Origin of the sequence: Pseudomonas sp. GCM10022186 (assembly GCF_042656385.1) — a bacterium.
Taxonomy (GTDB): Bacteria; Pseudomonadota; Gammaproteobacteria; order Pseudomonadales; family Pseudomonadaceae; genus Metapseudomonas.
Genome location: NZ_JBHSOU010000009.1, coordinates 69,741 through 86,221 on the forward strand (window position 1 = coordinate 69,741; position 16,481 = coordinate 86,221).

Genomic DNA, 16,481 nt, shown 5'->3' on the forward strand with positions numbered 1-16,481 from the left:
CCGACAGTGATTCCATGACCCGCCTCTTCCTCAAGCTGGTGGAATCCAGCGACCCCGACCTGCTGAGCCGGGCCCTGGCCTGGCTCTACGGCTTCGTGCGTCCGCACTGGCGCGCCATCGGCCTGCTGCTCGGCCTCTCCCTCGGCGCCTCCCTGCTGGTGCTGGCCCAGCCCTGGCTGACCAAGACCCTGATCGACGACGGCCTGCTGGCCAGGGACTTCGGGCTGCTGGTACAGGTGGCGCTGGCGATGATTGCCGTCGGCATCCTCGGCACCGCGTTGTCGGGCATCAACCGCTACCTGCACACCCGGCTCTCCGGGCGCATCCTCTTCGCCCTGCGCGACGACCTCTACCGCCACCTGCAGCAGCTTTCGCCGGCCTTCTACGGGCGCAAGCGCATCGGCGACATCCTCTCCCGGCTGGACGGCGATGTGGCGGAGATCCAGCGCTTCGCCGTGGATTCGCTGTTCTCCGCCGTCTCCAGCGTCATCGGCCTGGTCGGCGCGGTGACCCTGATGCTCATGCTCTCCTGGCAGTTGTCCTTGCTGCTGGCGCTGCTGATCCCCATCGAAGTGCTCTGGCTGCGCTGGATGCGGCGCAAGGTGGAGCGCGAGGTGCGCAGCCTGCGCGAGCGCTCGGCGGACGTCTCGTCCTTCCTGGTGGAAACCCTGCCGGCGATGAAATTCATCCAGGCCGCCGGAGCGCAGCAGCGCGAATCCCGCCGCCTGGAAGGGCTGGGACAGGGCTATATGAGCCAACTGCTCAGGCTGCAGGTCACCGAGTTCTTCACCCATGCCGTGCCCGGCACCCTCACTTCGCTGTCCCGCGCCTGCGCCTTCCTGATCGGCGGCTACTGGGTGATCCAGGGCACCTGGCAACTGGGCGCGCTGATCGCCTTCTCCACCTACCTGGGCATGGCCGTGGGCCCGGTGCAGAGCCTGCTCGGCCTCTACGTCGCCCTGCAGCGGATGACCGTCAGCCTTGGCCGGGTGATGGAACTGCAGCAGGAACCGGTGCCGGTGCGCCAGCCGGAGGCGCCGCAGCCCATGCCGGAGGGCAGGGGAGAGCTGCGCCTGGAGGGCGTGCACTTCGCCCACGAGCAGCGTGCCGACGCCGTGCTGCGCGGGGTGGACGCGCTGATTCCCGCCGGCCTCAAGGTGGCTATCAGCGGCGCCTCGGGCGTCGGCAAATCCACCCTGATCGACTTGCTGCAACGCTTCTACGACCCGGATCAGGGCCGCGTCCTGCTGGACGGCGCCGACCTGCGCGAGCTGGACCTCTTCGCCTTGCGCCGGCGCATCGCCGTGGTCAGCCAGGACATCGTGCTGTTCCGCGGCACCCTGGCGGAAAACCTCGCCTACAGCGCCCCGGACGCTAGCCGCGAAGCCCTGGAACAGGTGGCGCGCCTGGCCCGCCTGGACGGCCTGGTCGAATCCCTGCCGCTGGGCCTGGACAGCCCCCTGGGCGAGCGCGGCCAGCAGCTTTCCGGCGGCCAGAAGCAACGTATCGCCATCGCCCGCGCGTTGCTGCAGGACCCGCTGATCCTGGTGCTGGACGAAGCCACCTCGGCGGTGGACGAAGCCACCGAGCGCGAAGTGATCGCCGCCATCGACCAGCTCTTCGCCGGGCGCACGCGCATCCTCATCAGTCACCGGCCCTCCACCCTGGCCCAGGCCGACATCGCCTTCCGCCTGGAGCAGGGCCAGCTGCACAGCCTCAAGTCCGAGCAGGTGAGCCATGGCCGCTGATCTCGCCATCGGTATCATCGACAGCGGCTTCGCGCCGGAGCAGGGCGGCCGCGTCGCCCTGGCACAGCGCTTCTGGCTGGAAGGCGGCGAGCTGCGGGAGGGTGATGCACTGCCCGACGCCCTCGGCCACGGCAGCCTGGTGCTGGACACCCTGACTCGACAGAGCGGCCCGCTGCGCCTCTGCATCGCCCAGGTGTTCGCCGAGCGTTGGCAGACCAGCCCGCTGCAGATCGCCGCCGCCTTGCACTGGCTGATCGAGCAGGATGTAGCCCTGGTCAGCATGAGCCTCGGCCTGCGCAACGACCGCCCGGTGCTGCGCGAGGCCTGCGTGCTGGCCCAGGCTTCCGGCATCCTGCTCTGCGCCTCCAGCCCGGCCCAGGGCGAGCCGGTGTACCCGGCGGCTTATCCGGGGGTGATCCGCGTGACCGGCGATGCCCGCTGCGCGCCGGGGCAGTGGTCCTGGCTGAACAGCGCCCAGGCCGATTTCGGCGCCCACGTATCCGCCGCCAATGGCGTGGCCGGCTCCAGCGTGGGCTGCGCGGCCTTGTCCGGCATTATCGCCGCCCACCTGCGGGCCAACCCCGGCGCCGGTCGCGAGGCTGTGCTGGCCTGGCTGCGGGAAGGCGCCGCCTTTATCGGGCCGGAGCGCCGTGGCCATGCCTGAAATCCTCGTTCTCGGTGCCGGCCCGGCCGGTGCGGCGGTGGCCCTGGGGCTGAAGCGCCTGGGCTATGGCGTGCGCGTGGTCAGCGAATGGCGGCGTTTCGCGGCGGTGGAGGGCGTCTCCCAGCGGGTGCTGGACGGCCTGCGCCAGGCTGGGCTGACCAACGCCCTGGCCTGTGCCGCCGCGCCATCGCCCCGGCGCGTGCTGTGGAATGGCGATGGCCAGGCCATCAACCAGGAATGCCTGCTGGACCGCCCAGGGTTCGACGCGGCCATCCGCGAAGACCTGGGCAGCGCCGGCATCGAGGTGCTGGAAGCCCGCGTGCTGAAAGTGGAAAGCGCCGATGACGGCCATCTCATCCATCTCGAACCGGGCGCCCCCCTGCGCGCCGACTTCCTCGTCGAAGCCCGTGGCCGCCAGGCACCGCTCGCCGGCGGCCGCCTGCGCGGGCCGGAAACCCTCAGCCTGCTCAACCAGTGGCGGGAGGCGCCGGGCCGCCCCGGCTCGGCGGTGGAAAGCCTGGCCGACGGCTGGGCCTGGATGGCGCGGCTGGAGGATGGCCGCAGCTACTGGCAGATCACCCTGGACGCCCGCGACCTGCCCCCCAGGGACCAACTCCCCGACTACTGCGCCCAGCGCCGCAGCCGATCCGCCCTGGTCCGCGAGCTGTTCGGTGAGGCCGCGCTGCAACCCGCCAATCTGCATGCCCGCAGCAGCACGGCGATCCTCTTCCATGAAGCCAGCGGCCCCAACTGGCTGCGGGTAGGGGATGCCGCCATGGCCGTGGACCCGCTCTCCGGCAACGGCATCTTCCAGTCCCTGTCCTCGGCCCTGCAGGCGCCGGCGGTGATCAACACCCTGCTGCAACGCCCGGAGCGCGCGGACCTGGCCCGGCGCTTCCACCAGCAGCGGGTGGAACACCTCTTCCTGCGCTTCGCCCGTACCGGGCGGGACTTCTACGCCCTGGAGCAGTGCTGGCCGGAACAGGCCTTCTGGCGCGAACGGCGCGCCTGGCCGGATGCCGAGCCGATGCATGCGCCGGCGGATTTCAGTCGGCTGCGGGTGGAGTGGGCGCCGGTGATCCAGGGGGATCTGATCGAAGAAGCCGAGGTGGTGGTGACGGCGGATCAGCCGCTGGGGATCTGGCACCTGCAGGGCATCGAGCTGGCGCCCATCATCACGGCCTTGAGGCGGGGGGAGCTGGAGCGTGCCCTGGGGGCGTTGCCGGAAGGCCAGCGGCGGATGGTCCAGGGCTGGTTGCTGGCGCAGGGGTTCAGGCCCTGACGCCAGCCAGGGGCGGCAGGCGTCGCCGTCAGTGCTTCTTGCGCCAGTTGCGCCACCACTGGCCGCTGAGAAGGAAGCGCGGGAAGGTGATGAACTGCTCCACCAGCAGCCGGCTAATGGCGTCCTTGCGGTCGCTGAAGGGGACCGGCGGCAGCGCTTCGAGCTTGTGCCCCCGGCCTTGCAGGGCCAGGGACGCGACCACGCCGATCACCCCCAGCACCAGTGGCCGGAAACTCAGGCTGAACAGCCCATAGACCAGGCTGAGCGCCGCCAGGATGAACAGCGGCACGGCGATCACGTGCAGGATCAGGTTGGCGGGATGCCGGTGGTTGTCGGAATAGGTCCGCCACTGCCAGGCGTGGAGATTGGGAAGTCGTTTAGCCATGGTCGGCTCCTTGGAGGGAATGCCGGCAGTCTAGTCCGGCCCTTGCGGGCCGGCGAATGGCATCTCCCTATGGAGCGCATAGGCGTCGTCAGGCACGCAGCTTGAGTTGGCGGATGGCCTGGGACAACTCGCTGGCGAGGCCGGCCAGTTCGCTGCTGGTGGCGGCGGACTCCACCGTCTGGTTGACGGTCAGTTCGGTGACATCGCGAATCCCCACCACGGCGCGGGTCATCTCTTCGGCCACCTGGCTCTGCTGCTCGGCAGCCACGGCGATCTGGGTATTGCTCTCGCGCATCTGCGCCACGGCGCCGGTGATGGCGGCCAGGGCCGCGCCGGCTTCATGGGCGGCTCGCACGCAGTCGTCGGCCTTGATCGAGCTCTCCCGCATGAACTCCACGGCATCGCGGGTACCGGCCTGCAGGGCGGTGATCATGCCGGTGATCTCGTCGGTGGAGTCCTGCACCCGTTTGGCCAGGTTGCGCACCTCGTCCGCCACCACGGCGAAGCCACGGCCCATCTCACCGGCGCGGGCGGCTTCGATGGCGGCGTTCAGGGCCAGCAGATTGGTCTGCTCGGCGATGCCGTGGATGACATTGACCACGCCGCTGATCTTCTGGCTGTCCTCGGCGAGGCGCTGGATCATCTCGGCGGTCTGTTGCACGCCGGAGGAAAGCCCGGCGATGGACTGCTCGACGCGTTCCACCACCAGTTGTCCGGCACCGGCCAACTGGTCGGCGTTCCGCGACTGGTCACGGGTATCCGCGGCGTGCTGGGCGATATGGTGGACGGTGGCGGACATCTCGTTGATGGCGGTGGCGGCCTGGTCGGTCTCGCTCTGCTGGCCGAGCATGCCCTGGCGCACCTCGCCCATGCTGCCGGCCAGCCGTGCGGCGCCCTCGTCGAGGCGGGCGACGGCCTGGGCCACGGTGCCCACCACGCGCTGGTAGCCGGCCTGCATGGCGTTGAAGGCGCTGGCCATCTGGCCCACCTCGTCGCGGCTGTCCAGTGGCACGCGGGCGGAGAGGTCGCCGCTGCGTTCGACGTGGAGCATCACGTCCTTGAGGGTATTGAGGTGGCTGAGCAGGAAGCGGATCAGCAGTTGCGATGCCGCCAGCAGGGCGACCATCAGCAGGAACACGGAGACCGCGTATTCCAGGGCGCGGGTGCCGACCAGCTGGACCAGGCTCGGGCTGCTGGCCAGCACGGCGACACGCTGGCCGTCGGTGCGCGCGAACACCTGGGCGCCGATCAGCGGATCGCGACCGAACAGGCGGTCATGGGCCAGGTCCACCCAGCCATTGGCCTTGGCCAGGGCTTCGCCGCCGGGCGGCTGAGGCGCATTGCCGGTGCGCAAGGCGATGATCCGTGGCGAGGAGGGCAGGGGCTGGTCGGCGGGCCAGGCCCTGAGCAGTTGCGCCTGCGCCTCGGCGGCGCTGCGAGCGCCCTCGGCGCGACCCTGCTGCTCCAGGTACAGCGCATGCAGGACCAGCAGCAGGATGGTAAGGAAGGCCACCGCGTTGACAGCCCAGAACTTGTATTTCAGGGAGATATCGCGAATCCAGGTACCCATGTTCTTCTTGTGCACTCGATCGGTATTGGCAAGGTGCCACTATTCTCCGGGGGAAATTTCCTACGGGATTTGATCCGAATCAAGAGGCACCGCATCCGCCGGTTCAGCCGATGGCCGGCAGGCCGAAGAAGGTGCGGGCGCAAGCCGTGGTATGGCGGGCGAGTTGTTCCTGGCTTTCGCCGCGATGCAGGGCCACTTCCTTCAGCACTTCGGTGAGGAAGGCCGGTTCGTTGCGCCCGTGTTTCGGCTTGGGACGCAAACTGCGTGGCAGCAGGTAGGGGGCGTCGCTTTCCAGCATCAGGCGGCCTCGGGGGATGTCCCGCACCAGGGCGTGCAGGTGGGTGCCGCGGCGTTCGTCGCAGATCCAGCCGGTGATGCCGATGTGCAGGTCGAGGTCCAGGTAGCCATAAAGCGCGCGTTTCTCCCCGGTGAAGCAATGCACCACGGCGGCGGGCAACCGGTCGCGGAACTCCCGCACTATGGCCAGCAGGCGTTCGTCGGCGTCGCGCTCGTGGAGGAACACCGGTTTGCCCAGTTCGACCGCCAGGGCCAGTTGCTCTTCCAGGGCCTTTTCCTGCAGCGGGCGCGGCGAAAAATCGCGATTGAAGTCCAGCCCGCATTCACCAACGGCACGCACCCGCGCTTCACCCAGCAGGTCGCGCAGCTGGCGCTGGCCGTCGCTGTTCCAGTTGCTCGCGTCGTGTGGGTGAACGCCGGCGGTACTGAACAACCGCAGCCCGCTTTCGTCCAGCTGCTCGGCAGCCAGCAGGGCCTTCTCGCTGTCTTCCAGACTGGTCCCGGTCAGCACCAGTTGGCACACGCCGGCGGCCTGGGCACGTTCCAGCAGGCCGCGGGCGTCGTTGGCGAGGCTGGGGTGGGTCAGATTGACGCCGATGTCGATGAGTTGCATGGTGCTACCTCGGATTGGGGCAGGGCAGCATAACAAAGCTCGAAATAATTCAAAAAAACCTGAATTTACAGGAACTTGGCAGCACATGTTGAAGTCGATACCACGCTTTGACTGGCATCGGGCGCGAAGCTGTGACACTCTCCGCGCCCTTCGCTCGCCAGGCAAGGATACGCGGCGCAGCAGTTCTACACGTCCGGGCGCGCGCTGACGCCACGCCCAGTCCCTGGAGAACCGATGACGCGACCTCTGCTCTTGCTGCTCTGCCTGCTGGCGTTGCTGCCGTTCCCGGCCAGCGCGCGGCTGGCGGGCCAGCCGGAAGTCTGGCAGCAGCCGGCCGAAGCGCGCGACCTGGCGCAGATCCGCCGCAGCGGCGTGCTCAAGGTGCTGGTGAACCAGAGCCGCAACAGTTCCGGGGAGGTCAAGGGCGAATCCATCGGCGTCGAGTACCATCGTATCCGCGCCTTCGAGCAGTACCTCAACCGCAACGCCCGCGATGGGCGTGAAATCAGGCTGAAGATCATCCCCAGGGCCAAGGATCAGTTGCTGGTCGCGCTACAGCGCGGCGAAGCCGACCTGGTGGCCCCGGGCGAGCTGGTCAACCAGGGCTTCGGCAGCAACGTCAGTGCCAGCGCGCCGTTGCGCAAGGACGTGCCGCTGCTGCTGGTCAGTCGCCAGGGGCAGCGCCGCTACCAGCGCCTGGAGCAGCTGTCCGGCCGCAGCATCGCGCTGCCGGCGGGCAGCGCCGCCTATGATGCGCTGCGCAAGGTCAACGAAAGACTGGCCGTGCGCAAACAGGCGCCCATCGTCATCGAGTGGGTCGATCCGTCCCTGGCGGTGGAGGATGTGCTGGAGATGGTCCAGGCGGGAATATTCCCGTTGACGGCGGTGGAGCAGCCGATCGCCGAGCGCTGGGCCAAGGTGATGCCCAAGCTGCGCCTGGATCGGCACCTGGTGCTGGATCGCCAGGGCGACATGACCTGGTTCGTGCGTCGTGATGCGCCCATGCTGCGTGCCAGCGTCGATCGCTTTCTCGCCGACTTCCGCGCTCCGGACGATCAGGACGCCGCTTTCCAGCGCCTCTACCGCCGCCTCTACAGGGTGCACAATCCCCTGGCGCGCACCGAGCGCCAGCGTCTGGAGCGGGTGCGCCCGGTGCTGCAGCGCTACGCCGAGCAGCATCGCTTCGATTGGCTCAGCCTCGCGGCGCTCGCCTACAAGGAGTCAAGCCTCAACCCGGTGGCCAAGGGGGCCGGCGGCGCTACCGGGTTGATGCAGATCACGCCCGGCGCGGCGCGCAGTGTCGGCGTGGGCAACATCCAGAAGCTCGACAACAATGTGCAGGCATCGGCCAAGTATCTGGCCATGTTGCGGCGAAACTTCTTCTCCAGCGCCCAGCTCGCCGAGCGTGAGCGCATGGCCTTCGTCCTCGCCGCGTACAATCTCGGCCCCCAGCGGGTCCAGGGCATGCGCGCGGAGGCCAGGCGGCGCGGCCTCGACCCCAACAAATGGTTTTTCCAGGTGGAGCGCATCGCCGCCGAACAGGCGGGCATGGGAGTGGTCAGCTACGTCAACAGCGTGAACAAGTACTACCTGGCCTATGACCGCGAGCGTTATCTACTGGAATCCACGAAAAAGACCGGCAAGGCGTATAAATGATCGACTTGATCGATCATTGGATTGCGAATTTTGCGATTTTCATATCGAGAATTTCTACTAAACTTTTGCTTATCGACTCCCCCAATACAAGGAACACCTCGATGAGCAACCCGATCAAATCCATTCTCGCCACCAACGCCGGCTACGGAATCACCCTGCTGCGAATCATCGCTGGCCTGACCTTCATGGCCCACGGCTCGCAGAAGCTCTTCGGCATGTTCGGCGGATACGGCCTGGCGGGCACCGGGCAGTGGATGGAAAGCATCGGCCTGGCCCCCGGATACCTCATGGCCCTGATGGCCGGTAGCGCCGAATTCTTCGGCGGCCTGGCCCTGGTGATCGGCCTGCTGGTCCGCCCGGCTGCGGCGGCCCTGGTGGTGGCGATGGTGGTGGCGGTGTTCAGCGTGCACTGGGCCAACGGCTTCTTCATCCAGGCCAATGGCTTCGAATATGCGATGACCCTTGCGCTGATCAGCGCCACCCTGCTGATCGAAGGCGCCGGCAAGTTCTCGCTGGATCGCAACATCGCCAGCTGATCCGCCGCTCCATCGAAGGGCCCGCTCCGGCGGGCCCTTCGCTTTTCAGGGCTGCTTCCTGCGGGCGGCCGCCAGTTCGGACGCGGCCTGCAGGCGCAGGCGTTCCTGCGGGCTGAAGCCTTCCTCTTCCAGGCGGCTGATGGCCGTCGCCTTGTCGCTGTCGCTCAGGCCGTCGCTGGCCTCGATGCGTGCCTTCTCCTTCAGGTAGACCTGCAACCGCTGCTGCCACTGCCGACGCTGATGGTCCAGCGCCTCCAGCCTGACCGTGGCTTCGGCACCCACCAGTTGCTGGCGCAACTGACGGACCTGCTCCGGGTTGCCGCCGGCGGCCCGCAGTGCGCTGAGCTGGGTCCTGAGTTCGGCCTGCAACTGGCTGGCGACCAGGCCCTGGAGTTCTTCCGGCAGGGCGTAGCGCAACTGATCGATGGCGGCGGCCTTGGCGGCCGGGTCCAGGCTCGCGTCGCGCTGGATGGCCAGGCGCTGCAGGGTGAAGTCGTTGTAGGCCTCTTCGCTGGCAAAGAACGCCCGGTGCGTTTCGGCGCTGAAGATCCGTGCCCGCAGTGCCTGCACCGCCGCTTCGCGCTGACGCAGGGCGGCGAGGTCGGCGAGCAGTGGCAGATCGCGTTCCAGCAGCACCAGCTGGCGCTTGTAGTCGAGGTATTGCTCGAGCAGGGCCAGGGCCTGGCCTTCGGCCGGCGCGTCCAGTTGCCCGGCGATATGGCTGCGCAGGCGCTGGATGCTGCTGGCCAGGGATTCTTCACCCTGGGTGCTGAGGAAGTAGTCGAAGATGCGCCGGATATCCTCGCTGATCAGCAGGTTCCCGGAAGCGTCGACGTGAAAGCGGCCATCCACCTGGGTGCCGGCGAGTGAGCGGGGTGGCGCTGTCGTCCGGTCGGCGACTGGTTCCGGGGCCGTGGCCGGCTGCACCAGGGCGAGGTTTTCGGGATTCGGGGTGTCGCGGGCCCTGGCGGGGGCGCTGCCTGACGTGGCTGCCGGGGCCGGGGTCCCACCCAGGTGGAGGAGGATGGCCAGGGCCGTGGCGAAGGCAATGGGGAACAGCAGCAGGAGTCTTTTCACTGGAGCCCCTTGGCAGGCTGGGAAAGCGGGACCCGCAGGCCCCGCGTGCGGGACTCAGAGCCCGTCGTTCTTCAGGCGGTTGGCCTGTTGACGGTAGACGCTGACCGGGTCGGTTTCGAACAGGCTGGTCAGCCCCAGGGTCTGGTTGACCTCGTCCAGGTGATTCATCCGATAGTCGTCGCGGATGACCTTGCCCAGATGCGAGCTGCAGCGTCCCACCAGGCCATCGTTGGCTTCGCCGTTGAAGGGCAGCGAGCTGGCGCCGAGCATGAGGTCGCTGACATCCAGTACGTTGGTCAGCGGGCTGGTGCCGCTCCAGGAGTAGTAGCGCACGCCGTTGACCTGGTAGGCCCCCTCGCCGCAGGCCGTGGTGGGCAGCCCCTGGGGGAAGCGCGCGTTGAAGGCTGCCGCACCCTCGCTATTGAGGGATTCCAGGGAGCCGAGGGCGTTCTGTTCCAGGTCGCTGCCGCTGCCCGACAGGAAATTGATGAGTGCACCCAGGCCGTTGACTATCCCGGCCAGCAGGGTTTCGCCGGCGGAACCGGGAGGCACCTGGCGGATGAAGTCGGCAGTGGCCGAGCCCTTGTGCGGAGCGCCAACGCTGGTGGCGGAGGCGACCAGGTCCGGGCGCACCGCGGCCACGTAGCGGATGGTCGGGCCGCCGTGGCTGTGGCCGATCAGGTTGACCTTGGGGCTGCCGCTGATGGCGACGATTTCCTCCACCTGTTCCAGCAGTTCTTCGCCACGGGCTTCGGTGGTGTTCAGTTGGCTCACTTCGGTGACGTAGACGCTGGCGCCATCGCGACGCAGGGCGGAGGGGATGCCGTACCAGTAGTCGACGCCGAGGAGGTTGTCGAAACCGAGCATGCCGTGGGTGAGGACGATGGGGTAGCGGGTCTGGGTATAACCGCTGGAACCGAACCAGAATGCCTGGGCCTGTTCGGAGGCGGCGAGTCCGGTGGCGATGCAGAGGGCGATCAGGGTCTTGTTTTTCTTCATGTGCGCTCTCGACTGTTGGGCCTGGGTACATTCCGTGGCGCGGACACGCCCTTTCCGGGCGTACGCCGCAGGGAGGGCGGAGGGCAGGAAGCATGCCATTGCCGATTAATTCCGGGTGAGCGCTCTGGTTCGGGCTTTTCGCGGATGTTTACAACCGTTCACTGGAAAATGGCTGCCAGTTTCCTGTTACGCCGAGAAACGTCAGGCTGGGGTCGAAGGCCGCAATGGCCACTGGGCGAGGGCGTGATAACAGGTGCCCTTGATGGTGTTTTCCGAGGCGAAGAGGGCGAATTCGGTGGCCGGCCAATCGAAGGTTGGGGTGGGCGAGGCGGGTAGCCTGGGGCAGTGGCGGGCGAGGGTCAGGTGCGGCTTGAAAGGCCGGGTCTCCACGCTGAAGCCGGCTGCCAGCAGCCGTTCACGCAGCTCGCGCTCGAGGTCGACCAGGGCGGCCGGCACCTTGCTCGGCGCCAGGTGAAGCAGGCCGTTCTTCCAGCGGGCCAGGCGATCCAGGTGCAGGGTGAAGGCGGCGGGCGTCAGGCTCGCGGCCAGTGCCGCCAGGGGCTCGACCTGGCCGCGGGGCTGGCTGCCAAGGAAGGCGAGGGTCAGATGCAGGTTCTCGGTTGCCACGGGTTTGCCGTCGATGGGGTTCCGGACCCGCCAGTCGGCGATATCGCGGGCCAATTGCGGGCAACAGGGAATGGCGAAGAAAAGGCGCAGCGGCGGGGTGCTCATGGGGAGCCTCGCAGGCGTGGTGGTCGCCTTGACAGTATTGCGCGGCCTTCTCTAGGATGTCGCCCCATGCGCCGATTTAGTCAGCTACTTGCGGGGCGCGGAAGTCTTCAGAGGCTTCGAAATACCGCTAAAACGCTGGTTCGGTGTCGCCTCTCACCGCTGCCCAGCGGGATCCCACGAGGCGGAGACATGACACCATGACCTGTCCCCAACCCCTGCTCCGACTAGCCCCGATCACCAGCGGGCTGGTGCTGCGCAATCTCCGAATCCTGCTTGGCGGCTCCCACCAGCCGACGCTCCTGCGCTATCTCGAAGGCTGGCCCAAGCGCTGGGACCGCCCGCGCAACTTCCTCATCCAGTTCGCCAGCGAAGGTGAGTCACTGGCCCGCTTCGCCAGCAATGGCTTCGATATGGCGGTGATCCAGGCGCCCTCGGCGGAGCACCTTCCCGAGGTGGTCGCCCAGCTGGTGAGAGTGGCGCGCCAGGGCCTGATCACCCGCCGCTGATCCCGGGCATCGGGGGCGTCCGGCTTCAGCGCGTTCAGCTCCGGCCGGCGCTGCCTAGGGATAGTCGATCTCGATCACATACCAGGTCTTCTCCCCGGTGGGGGTGCTGACCCGGACCTCGGCGTCCAGGGCCTTGCCCACCAGGGCGCGGGCCAGGGGGGAGTCGATGCTGATCAGGTTCGCCTTCAGGTCGAATTCGTCCGGCCCGACTATGCGGTAACGGGCCTGCTCGCCATCGTCGTCCTCCAGCGTCACCCAGGCACCGAAATAGACCTTGCCCGGATCGGCAGGGCGATCGCGCACCACCTTGAGGTTCTCCAGCCGCTTGGTGAGGAAGCGTACGCGGCTGTCGATTTCCCGCAGCATCTTCTTGCCATAGGTGTACTCGGCGTTTTCCGAACGATCGCCCTGGGCCGCGGCCTCGCTCACCGCCTGGGTGACCTTCGGGCGTCGAACGTGCCACAGCTCGTGGAGCTCGGCGCGCAGGCGGGCTTCGCCTTCCGGGGTGATCAAGGGGGTTCCGGCGGTGCGGGGCGGGCGGTAGCGGCTCATGGCGGTCCTGCGGAGGTTCGGGAGGCCAAGCCTATCAAGCTTCGCGCAGGACCGTCAGCGGGCTGGCGTTGAGTGCCCGCCGAGTGCCCACCAGGCCGGCGGCCCCCACCAGCAGCGCCCCCAGGAGCGGCAGCAGGAGCAGCCAGGGATGGGGCTGCCAGTGCAGGTCGAAGGCGAAGCGGTAGAGCAGGGCGCTGACCAGTTCGCAGCCGAGCGCGGCGAGCAGGCCGCTGCTGGCGCCGAGCAGGGCGAATTCCGCGCGCCGCGCCTTGAGCAGCAACTGGCGTTCCGCTCCCAGCGCGCGTAGCAGTGCACCCTGGCGGATGCGTTCGTCCAGTGTCGACTGCAGGCCGGCGAAGAGCACCGCCAGCCCCGCGGCGAGCACGAAGAGCAGGACGAATTCCACCGCCAGGGTGACCTGGGCGAGGATGCTGCGCAGCTGGGCCAGGATGGCCTCCACCTGCAGCAGGGTGACGGCCGGGAAGGCACGGGACAGCTCCACCAGTTCACGGTCATGGCGCGGTGGCAGGTAGAAGCTGGTGAGGTAGGTGACGGGCAGGTCGGCCAGCGTATCCGGGGCGAAGATCATGTAGAAGTTCGGCTGGAAACTGTCCCAGTCCACCTCGCGCAGGCTGGTCACCCGGGCGTCGCGTTGCAGGCCGCCGACGCTGAAACTGAGACGGTCGCCGAGCTTGAGGCCGAGGCTCTGGGCGAGCTTGGCTTCCACCGAAACCCCGGGCAGCCCGGCATCTGGCAGGTCGCTCCACCAGTGGCCCGCCAGCAGGCGGTTGTCGCTGGGCAGCTGGGCCGACCAGGTCAGGCTGAGGTCGCGCTGCACCGCGCGTTCGCCCTGGGAGTCCTTGCTGACCAACTGGCGCACCGCTTCGCCATTGATGGCAATGAGGCGTCCTGGCACCACCGGGTAGAGCGGCGCGGGGTGCGGCGACAGGCCGGCCAGGCGCTGGGCGAAGGCGTCCTTCTCGGCGGGCAGCACGTTGAGGGCGAAATGGTTGGGCGCGTTTTCCGGCAACTGGTTCTGCCAGGTGTCCAGCAGCTCGCCGCGGAGCAGGGCGATCAGTGCCATGGCCAGCAGGATCAGGCCGAAGGCCAGGGATTGTCCGGCGGCCGCCAGCGGGTGGCGCAGCAGCTGGCCGAGGCCCAGGCGCCAGGGCAGGGCAGCGCTGGCCAGCAGCCCGCGCAGTGCCTTGAGGCCGGCCAGCAGGAGGCCGCCCAGCAGCAGCGCAGCGATCAGGCCGCCGCCGAGCAGGGCGAGGGTGAGTTTCAGGTCGAGGCTCAGGCGCCACATGATCAGGCCGAGGGCCAGCAGCGCGGCGCCGTAGATGAGCCAGGCGCTGGGGGGCAGCGGCAGCAGGTCGCGGCGCAGGACGCGCAGCGGCGGCACCCGGCCCAGGGCGGCCAGCGGCGGCATCGCGAAGCCGGCGAGGGCGAGCAGGCCCGTGGCTATGCCGGCCAGTGCTGGCACCACGCCGCCGGTGGGAATCACCGCTGGCAGCAGGCCGCCGAGCAGCTTGAACAGCACCGCTTGTGCCAGCCAGCCGAGCAGGGCGCCGAGGAGACTCGCCAGCAGGCCCAGCAGTGCCAGTTGCAGGCCGAACAGCAGCAGGGCTTCGCGGCGGGAGAGGCCGAGGCAGCGCAGCAGGGCGCTGGCGTCGTAGCGTCGAGCGGCGAAGCGGGCGGCGGAGAGGGCCACGGCCACGCCGGCCAGCAGCACGGCAGCAAGGCTGGCCAGGTTCAGGTAGCGCTCGGCACGGCCAAGGGCGCCGCCGATCTGCCGATTGCCCTGGCGGGCATCCTCCAGCCGCTGGTTGGGCGCAAGACCCGGTTCCACCGTCGCGCGGTAGCGGGTCAGGAGCTGGTTCGGGCCACTCCAGAGTTCGCGGTAGCGCACCCGGCTGCCGGGCTGCACGACGCCCGTGGACTCCAGGTCGTCAAGGCTGATCAGCACCCTTGGCGTCAGGCTGTAGAAGTCGCCGGCGCGATCCGGCTCGTAGGTCAGTACGCGGGTAAGGCGCAGGGTCTTCTGGCCCACGTCGATGCTGTCGCCGGGCCTGAGGTCCAGGGTGGCGAACAGCCGGGCCTCGGCCCAGGCCTCGCCGGGTTTCGGACCGCTGCCGGTGGTTTCCTGCGCATGCGGCTGGGCGGCGCTCCTGAGCTCGCCGCGCAGTGGATAGGCGCCGTCGACGGCCTTCACACTGGCCAGCTGGATGCCGTTGTCGGTGGCGATGACGCTGGAGAACTCCACAGCCCGGGCATGCTTCAGTCCGAGCCGGATGCCGCCATCGATCTGTTCGGCGCTGGCCGGCGAGGAGCCGCTGAGCAGCAGGTCGGCGCCGAGGAATTCAGTCGCGCGCAGGAGCATGGCGGCGTTGAGCCGGGCGCTGAAGTAGCCGATGGCGCTGCTGGCGGCGACCGCCACCAGCAAGGAGAAGAACAGCACCCTCAGTTCGCCGCCGTGGGCGTCGCGCCGCAACTGGCGCGCCGCCATGGCCAGCAGGCGAGTGAAGGGCAGGCGGCCCATCAGGGTTCCACCTGCTCGACCAGGCGCCCGGCTTCCAGGCGGATCAGGCGGCGGCAGCGGTGGGCCAGGCGTTCGTCGTGGGTCACCAGTACCAGGGTGGTGCCGCGTTCCTGGTTCAGCTGGAAGAGCAGGTCGCTGATGCGTTCGCCCGTATGGCTGTCGAGGTTGCCGGTGGGTTCATCGGCGAAGAGCACATCGGGCTCGGCGGCAAAGGCGCGGGCGATGGCGACACGTTGTTGTTCGCCGCCCGAGAGCTGGCGCGGATAGTGGCTGAGGCGCTGGCCGAGGCCCACCCGCGCCAGCAACTGGTGGGCGCGGCTGCGGGCGTCCCGGTGTCCTTCCAGCTCCAGGGGCAGCATGACGTTTTCCAGGGCGTTGAGGTTGTCCAGCAACTGGAAGGACTGGAAGACGAAACCCACGTGCTCGGCGCGAACCCGTGCGCGCTGGTCTTCGTCCAGGGCAGACAGCGAGCGGCCGGCCAGGCGTACGTCGCCGCCGCTGGGCAGGTCGAGCCCGGCGAGCAGGCCGAGGAGGGTGGATTTGCCGGAGCCGGAGCTGCCGACTATCGCCAGGCTGTCGCCTTTGCCGAGGCTCAGGCTGAGGTCGTGAAGGATGGTCAGCTCGCCTTCCGCGCTGGGAACCACTTTGCTAAGGTTCCGCGCATCGAGAATGCTTGCGCTCATGGAGAATCCAATGCGTGCCTGGTTGTTGGGCGGCTGCCTGTCCCTGTTGCTGCTGGCACAGGAGGCCATGGCGGGGACCGTGCTGGTCGTCGGCGATAGTATCAGCGCCGCTCTCGGGCTGGAAACCAGCCAGGGGTGGGTCTCGCTGCTGGAAAAGCGCCTTGCCGAACGGGGTTACGAGCAGCGGGTGGTGAACGCCTCGATCAGTGGCGACACCAGTGCCGGCGGGCTCGCGCGGCTTCCCGCACTGCTCGCCGAGCACCGGCCGGAACTGGTGATAATCGAGCTTGGCGGGAACGATGGCCTGCGCGGCCAGCCACCCGCCCAATTGCAACAGAATCTTGCCGGCATGATCGACACTGCCAGGGCACAAGGGGCGTCGGTGCTGTTGCTCGGCATGCGCCTGCCACCCAATTACGGGGTGCGATACACCACGGCTTTCGCCAACGTCTACAGCACCCTGGCGGCAGAGAAACAGGTGCCGCTCGTGCCTTTCTTCCTGGAAGGCGTGGGTGGCGTCGCGGACATGATGCAGTCCGACGGCATCCATCCCCAGGCCAAAGCCCAGCCGCGGCTGCTGGACAACCTCTGGCCGACCCTGGAACCCATGCTCTGATGCTTTTCCAAAGGGCCGCTTTCGGC

Annotated in this window: 16 protein-coding genes; 7 read left to right on the plus strand and 9 right to left on the minus strand. The window is 68.3% G+C overall.

What is annotated here, in order from left to right; all coding sequences use genetic code 11:
- The first annotated feature begins 14 nt into the window (after positions 1-14).
- Genes ACFPU0_RS06135 through ACFPU0_RS06145 form a run of 3 tightly spaced genes read left to right on the plus strand, consistent with a single transcriptional unit; the run spans position 15 to position 3,694 of the window.
- Complete coding sequence (locus ACFPU0_RS06135; protein ID WP_377691922.1) at positions 15-1,748, plus strand: ABC transporter ATP-binding protein; 1,734 nt, start codon at positions 15-17, stop codon at positions 1,746-1,748.
- Entirely contained in the window at positions 1,738-2,412 is a 675-nt protein-coding gene (locus ACFPU0_RS06140) for a peptidase S8 and S53 subtilisin kexin sedolisin (protein ID WP_377691923.1), read from the plus strand. Before ACFPU0_RS06135 ends, ACFPU0_RS06140 begins: the two co-directional genes overlap by 11 nt.
- Positions 2,405-3,694: an NAD(P)/FAD-dependent oxidoreductase gene (locus ACFPU0_RS06145; RefSeq protein ID WP_377691924.1), complete on the plus strand. Its 1,290-nt coding sequence runs from the start codon at positions 2,405-2,407 to the stop codon at positions 3,692-3,694. Before ACFPU0_RS06140 ends, ACFPU0_RS06145 begins: the two co-directional genes overlap by 8 nt.
- Positions 3,695-3,722: 28 nt before the next feature.
- Here ACFPU0_RS06145 and ACFPU0_RS06150 read toward each other — a convergent pair whose 3' ends face one another.
- From ACFPU0_RS06150 to ACFPU0_RS06160, 3 genes are all read right to left on the minus strand, one after another.
- The gene (locus ACFPU0_RS06150) at positions 3,723-4,079 is read right to left on the minus strand and encodes a terminase (RefSeq protein ID WP_377691925.1); all 357 of its coding nucleotides are present in this window, start codon (positions 4,077-4,079) and stop codon (positions 3,723-3,725) included.
- A gap of 88 nt (positions 4,080-4,167) precedes the next feature.
- Positions 4,168-5,649: a methyl-accepting chemotaxis protein gene (locus ACFPU0_RS06155; protein ID WP_377691927.1), complete on the minus strand. Its 1,482-nt coding sequence runs from the start codon at positions 5,647-5,649 to the stop codon at positions 4,168-4,170.
- 103 nt (positions 5,650-5,752) lie between these two features.
- A complete protein-coding gene (locus tag ACFPU0_RS06160; protein ID WP_377691929.1) occupies positions 5,753-6,559 on the minus strand; it encodes a TatD family hydrolase in 807 nt (268 codons plus the stop codon).
- A 234-nt stretch (positions 6,560-6,793) separates the two neighbouring features.
- Here ACFPU0_RS06160 and ACFPU0_RS06165 point away from each other — a divergent pair, with 234 nt between their 5' ends.
- Both ACFPU0_RS06165 and ACFPU0_RS06170 read left to right on the plus strand, forming a co-directional pair.
- A complete protein-coding gene (locus ACFPU0_RS06165) occupies positions 6,794-8,215 on the plus strand; it encodes a transglycosylase SLT domain-containing protein (protein WP_377691930.1) in 1,422 nt (473 codons plus the stop codon).
- Between the two features lie 101 nt (positions 8,216-8,316).
- Complete coding sequence (locus tag ACFPU0_RS06170; RefSeq protein WP_377691932.1) at positions 8,317-8,751, plus strand: DoxX family protein; 435 nt, start codon at positions 8,317-8,319, stop codon at positions 8,749-8,751.
- 45 nt (positions 8,752-8,796) lie between these two features.
- Here the strand turns inward: ACFPU0_RS06170 and ACFPU0_RS06175 are convergent, their stop codons facing one another.
- From ACFPU0_RS06175 to thpR, 3 genes are all read right to left on the minus strand, one after another.
- Entirely contained in the window at positions 8,797-9,828 is a 1,032-nt protein-coding gene (locus ACFPU0_RS06175; RefSeq protein ID WP_377691933.1) for a lipase secretion chaperone, read from the minus strand.
- 54 nt (positions 9,829-9,882) lie between these two features.
- On the minus strand, positions 9,883-10,827 hold the full coding sequence (locus tag ACFPU0_RS06180) for a triacylglycerol lipase (protein ID WP_377691934.1): 945 nt from the start codon (positions 10,825-10,827) through the stop codon (positions 9,883-9,885).
- Between the two features lie 201 nt (positions 10,828-11,028).
- On the minus strand, positions 11,029-11,559 hold the full coding sequence (thpR, locus tag ACFPU0_RS06185; RefSeq protein ID WP_377691935.1) for an RNA 2',3'-cyclic phosphodiesterase: 531 nt from the start codon (positions 11,557-11,559) through the stop codon (positions 11,029-11,031).
- A 197-nt stretch (positions 11,560-11,756) separates the two neighbouring features.
- On the opposite strand from thpR, the gene ACFPU0_RS06190 reads away from it, so the two are divergent.
- A complete protein-coding gene (locus ACFPU0_RS06190) occupies positions 11,757-12,065 on the plus strand; it encodes a class I SAM-dependent methyltransferase (RefSeq protein WP_377691936.1) in 309 nt (102 codons plus the stop codon).
- Between the two features lie 54 nt (positions 12,066-12,119).
- Here the strand turns inward: ACFPU0_RS06190 and greB are convergent, their stop codons facing one another.
- From greB to ACFPU0_RS06205, 3 genes are read right to left on the minus strand one after another with little or no spacing between them, the layout of a single operon-like run.
- Positions 12,120-12,617 (minus strand): transcription elongation factor GreB, encoded by a 498-nt coding sequence (greB, locus tag ACFPU0_RS06195; protein WP_377691937.1) that lies wholly within the window; start codon positions 12,615-12,617, stop codon positions 12,120-12,122.
- A 34-nt stretch (positions 12,618-12,651) separates the two neighbouring features.
- The gene (locus ACFPU0_RS06200) at positions 12,652-15,156 is read right to left on the minus strand and encodes an ABC transporter permease (RefSeq protein WP_377691938.1); all 2,505 of its coding nucleotides are present in this window, start codon (positions 15,154-15,156) and stop codon (positions 12,652-12,654) included.
- Positions 15,156-15,839, minus strand: coding sequence for an ABC transporter ATP-binding protein (locus ACFPU0_RS06205; RefSeq protein WP_377691939.1), 684 nt, complete (start codon positions 15,837-15,839; stop codon positions 15,156-15,158). Before ACFPU0_RS06205 ends, ACFPU0_RS06200 begins: the two co-directional genes overlap by 1 nt.
- 10 nt (positions 15,840-15,849) lie before the next feature.
- On the opposite strand from ACFPU0_RS06205, the gene ACFPU0_RS06210 reads away from it, so the two are divergent.
- Positions 15,850-16,455: an arylesterase gene (locus ACFPU0_RS06210; protein WP_377691940.1), complete on the plus strand. Its 606-nt coding sequence runs from the start codon at positions 15,850-15,852 to the stop codon at positions 16,453-16,455.
- The last annotated feature ends 26 nt before the right edge of the window (positions 16,456-16,481 follow it).

What these genes read in the sequence shown, in the direction of transcription:
- ACFPU0_RS06135 (WP_377691922.1), top strand. Translation starts at nt 15, where the DNA reads ATGACCCGCCTCTTCCTCAAGCTGGTGGAATCCAGCGACCCCGACCTG.
- ACFPU0_RS06140 (WP_377691923.1), top strand. Translation starts at nt 1,738, where the DNA reads ATGGCCGCTGATCTCGCCATCGGTATCATCGACAGCGGCTTCGCGCCG.
- ACFPU0_RS06145 (WP_377691924.1), top strand. Translation starts at nt 2,405, where the DNA reads ATGCCTGAAATCCTCGTTCTCGGTGCCGGCCCGGCCGGTGCGGCGGTG.
- ACFPU0_RS06150 (WP_377691925.1), bottom strand. Translation starts at nt 4,079, where the DNA reads ATGGCTAAACGACTTCCCAATCTCCACGCCTGGCAGTGGCGGACCTAT.
- ACFPU0_RS06155 (WP_377691927.1), bottom strand. Translation starts at nt 5,649, where the DNA reads ATGGGTACCTGGATTCGCGATATCTCCCTGAAATACAAGTTCTGGGCT.
- ACFPU0_RS06160 (WP_377691929.1), bottom strand. Translation starts at nt 6,559, where the DNA reads ATGCAACTCATCGACATCGGCGTCAATCTGACCCACCCCAGCCTCGCC.
- ACFPU0_RS06165 (WP_377691930.1), top strand. Translation starts at nt 6,794, where the DNA reads ATGACGCGACCTCTGCTCTTGCTGCTCTGCCTGCTGGCGTTGCTGCCG.
- ACFPU0_RS06170 (WP_377691932.1), top strand. Translation starts at nt 8,317, where the DNA reads ATGAGCAACCCGATCAAATCCATTCTCGCCACCAACGCCGGCTACGGA.
- ACFPU0_RS06180 (WP_377691934.1), bottom strand. Translation starts at nt 10,827, where the DNA reads ATGAAGAAAAACAAGACCCTGATCGCCCTCTGCATCGCCACCGGACTC.
- thpR (WP_377691935.1), bottom strand. Translation starts at nt 11,559, where the DNA reads ATGAGCACCCCGCCGCTGCGCCTTTTCTTCGCCATTCCCTGTTGCCCG.
- ACFPU0_RS06190 (WP_377691936.1), top strand. Translation starts at nt 11,757, where the DNA reads ATGACCTGTCCCCAACCCCTGCTCCGACTAGCCCCGATCACCAGCGGG.
- greB (WP_377691937.1), bottom strand. Translation starts at nt 12,617, where the DNA reads ATGAGCCGCTACCGCCCGCCCCGCACCGCCGGAACCCCCTTGATCACC.
- ACFPU0_RS06200 (WP_377691938.1), bottom strand. Translation starts at nt 15,156, where the DNA reads ATGGGCCGCCTGCCCTTCACTCGCCTGCTGGCCATGGCGGCGCGCCAG.
- ACFPU0_RS06205 (WP_377691939.1), bottom strand. Translation starts at nt 15,839, where the DNA reads ATGAGCGCAAGCATTCTCGATGCGCGGAACCTTAGCAAAGTGGTTCCC.
- ACFPU0_RS06210 (WP_377691940.1), top strand. Translation starts at nt 15,850, where the DNA reads ATGCGTGCCTGGTTGTTGGGCGGCTGCCTGTCCCTGTTGCTGCTGGCA.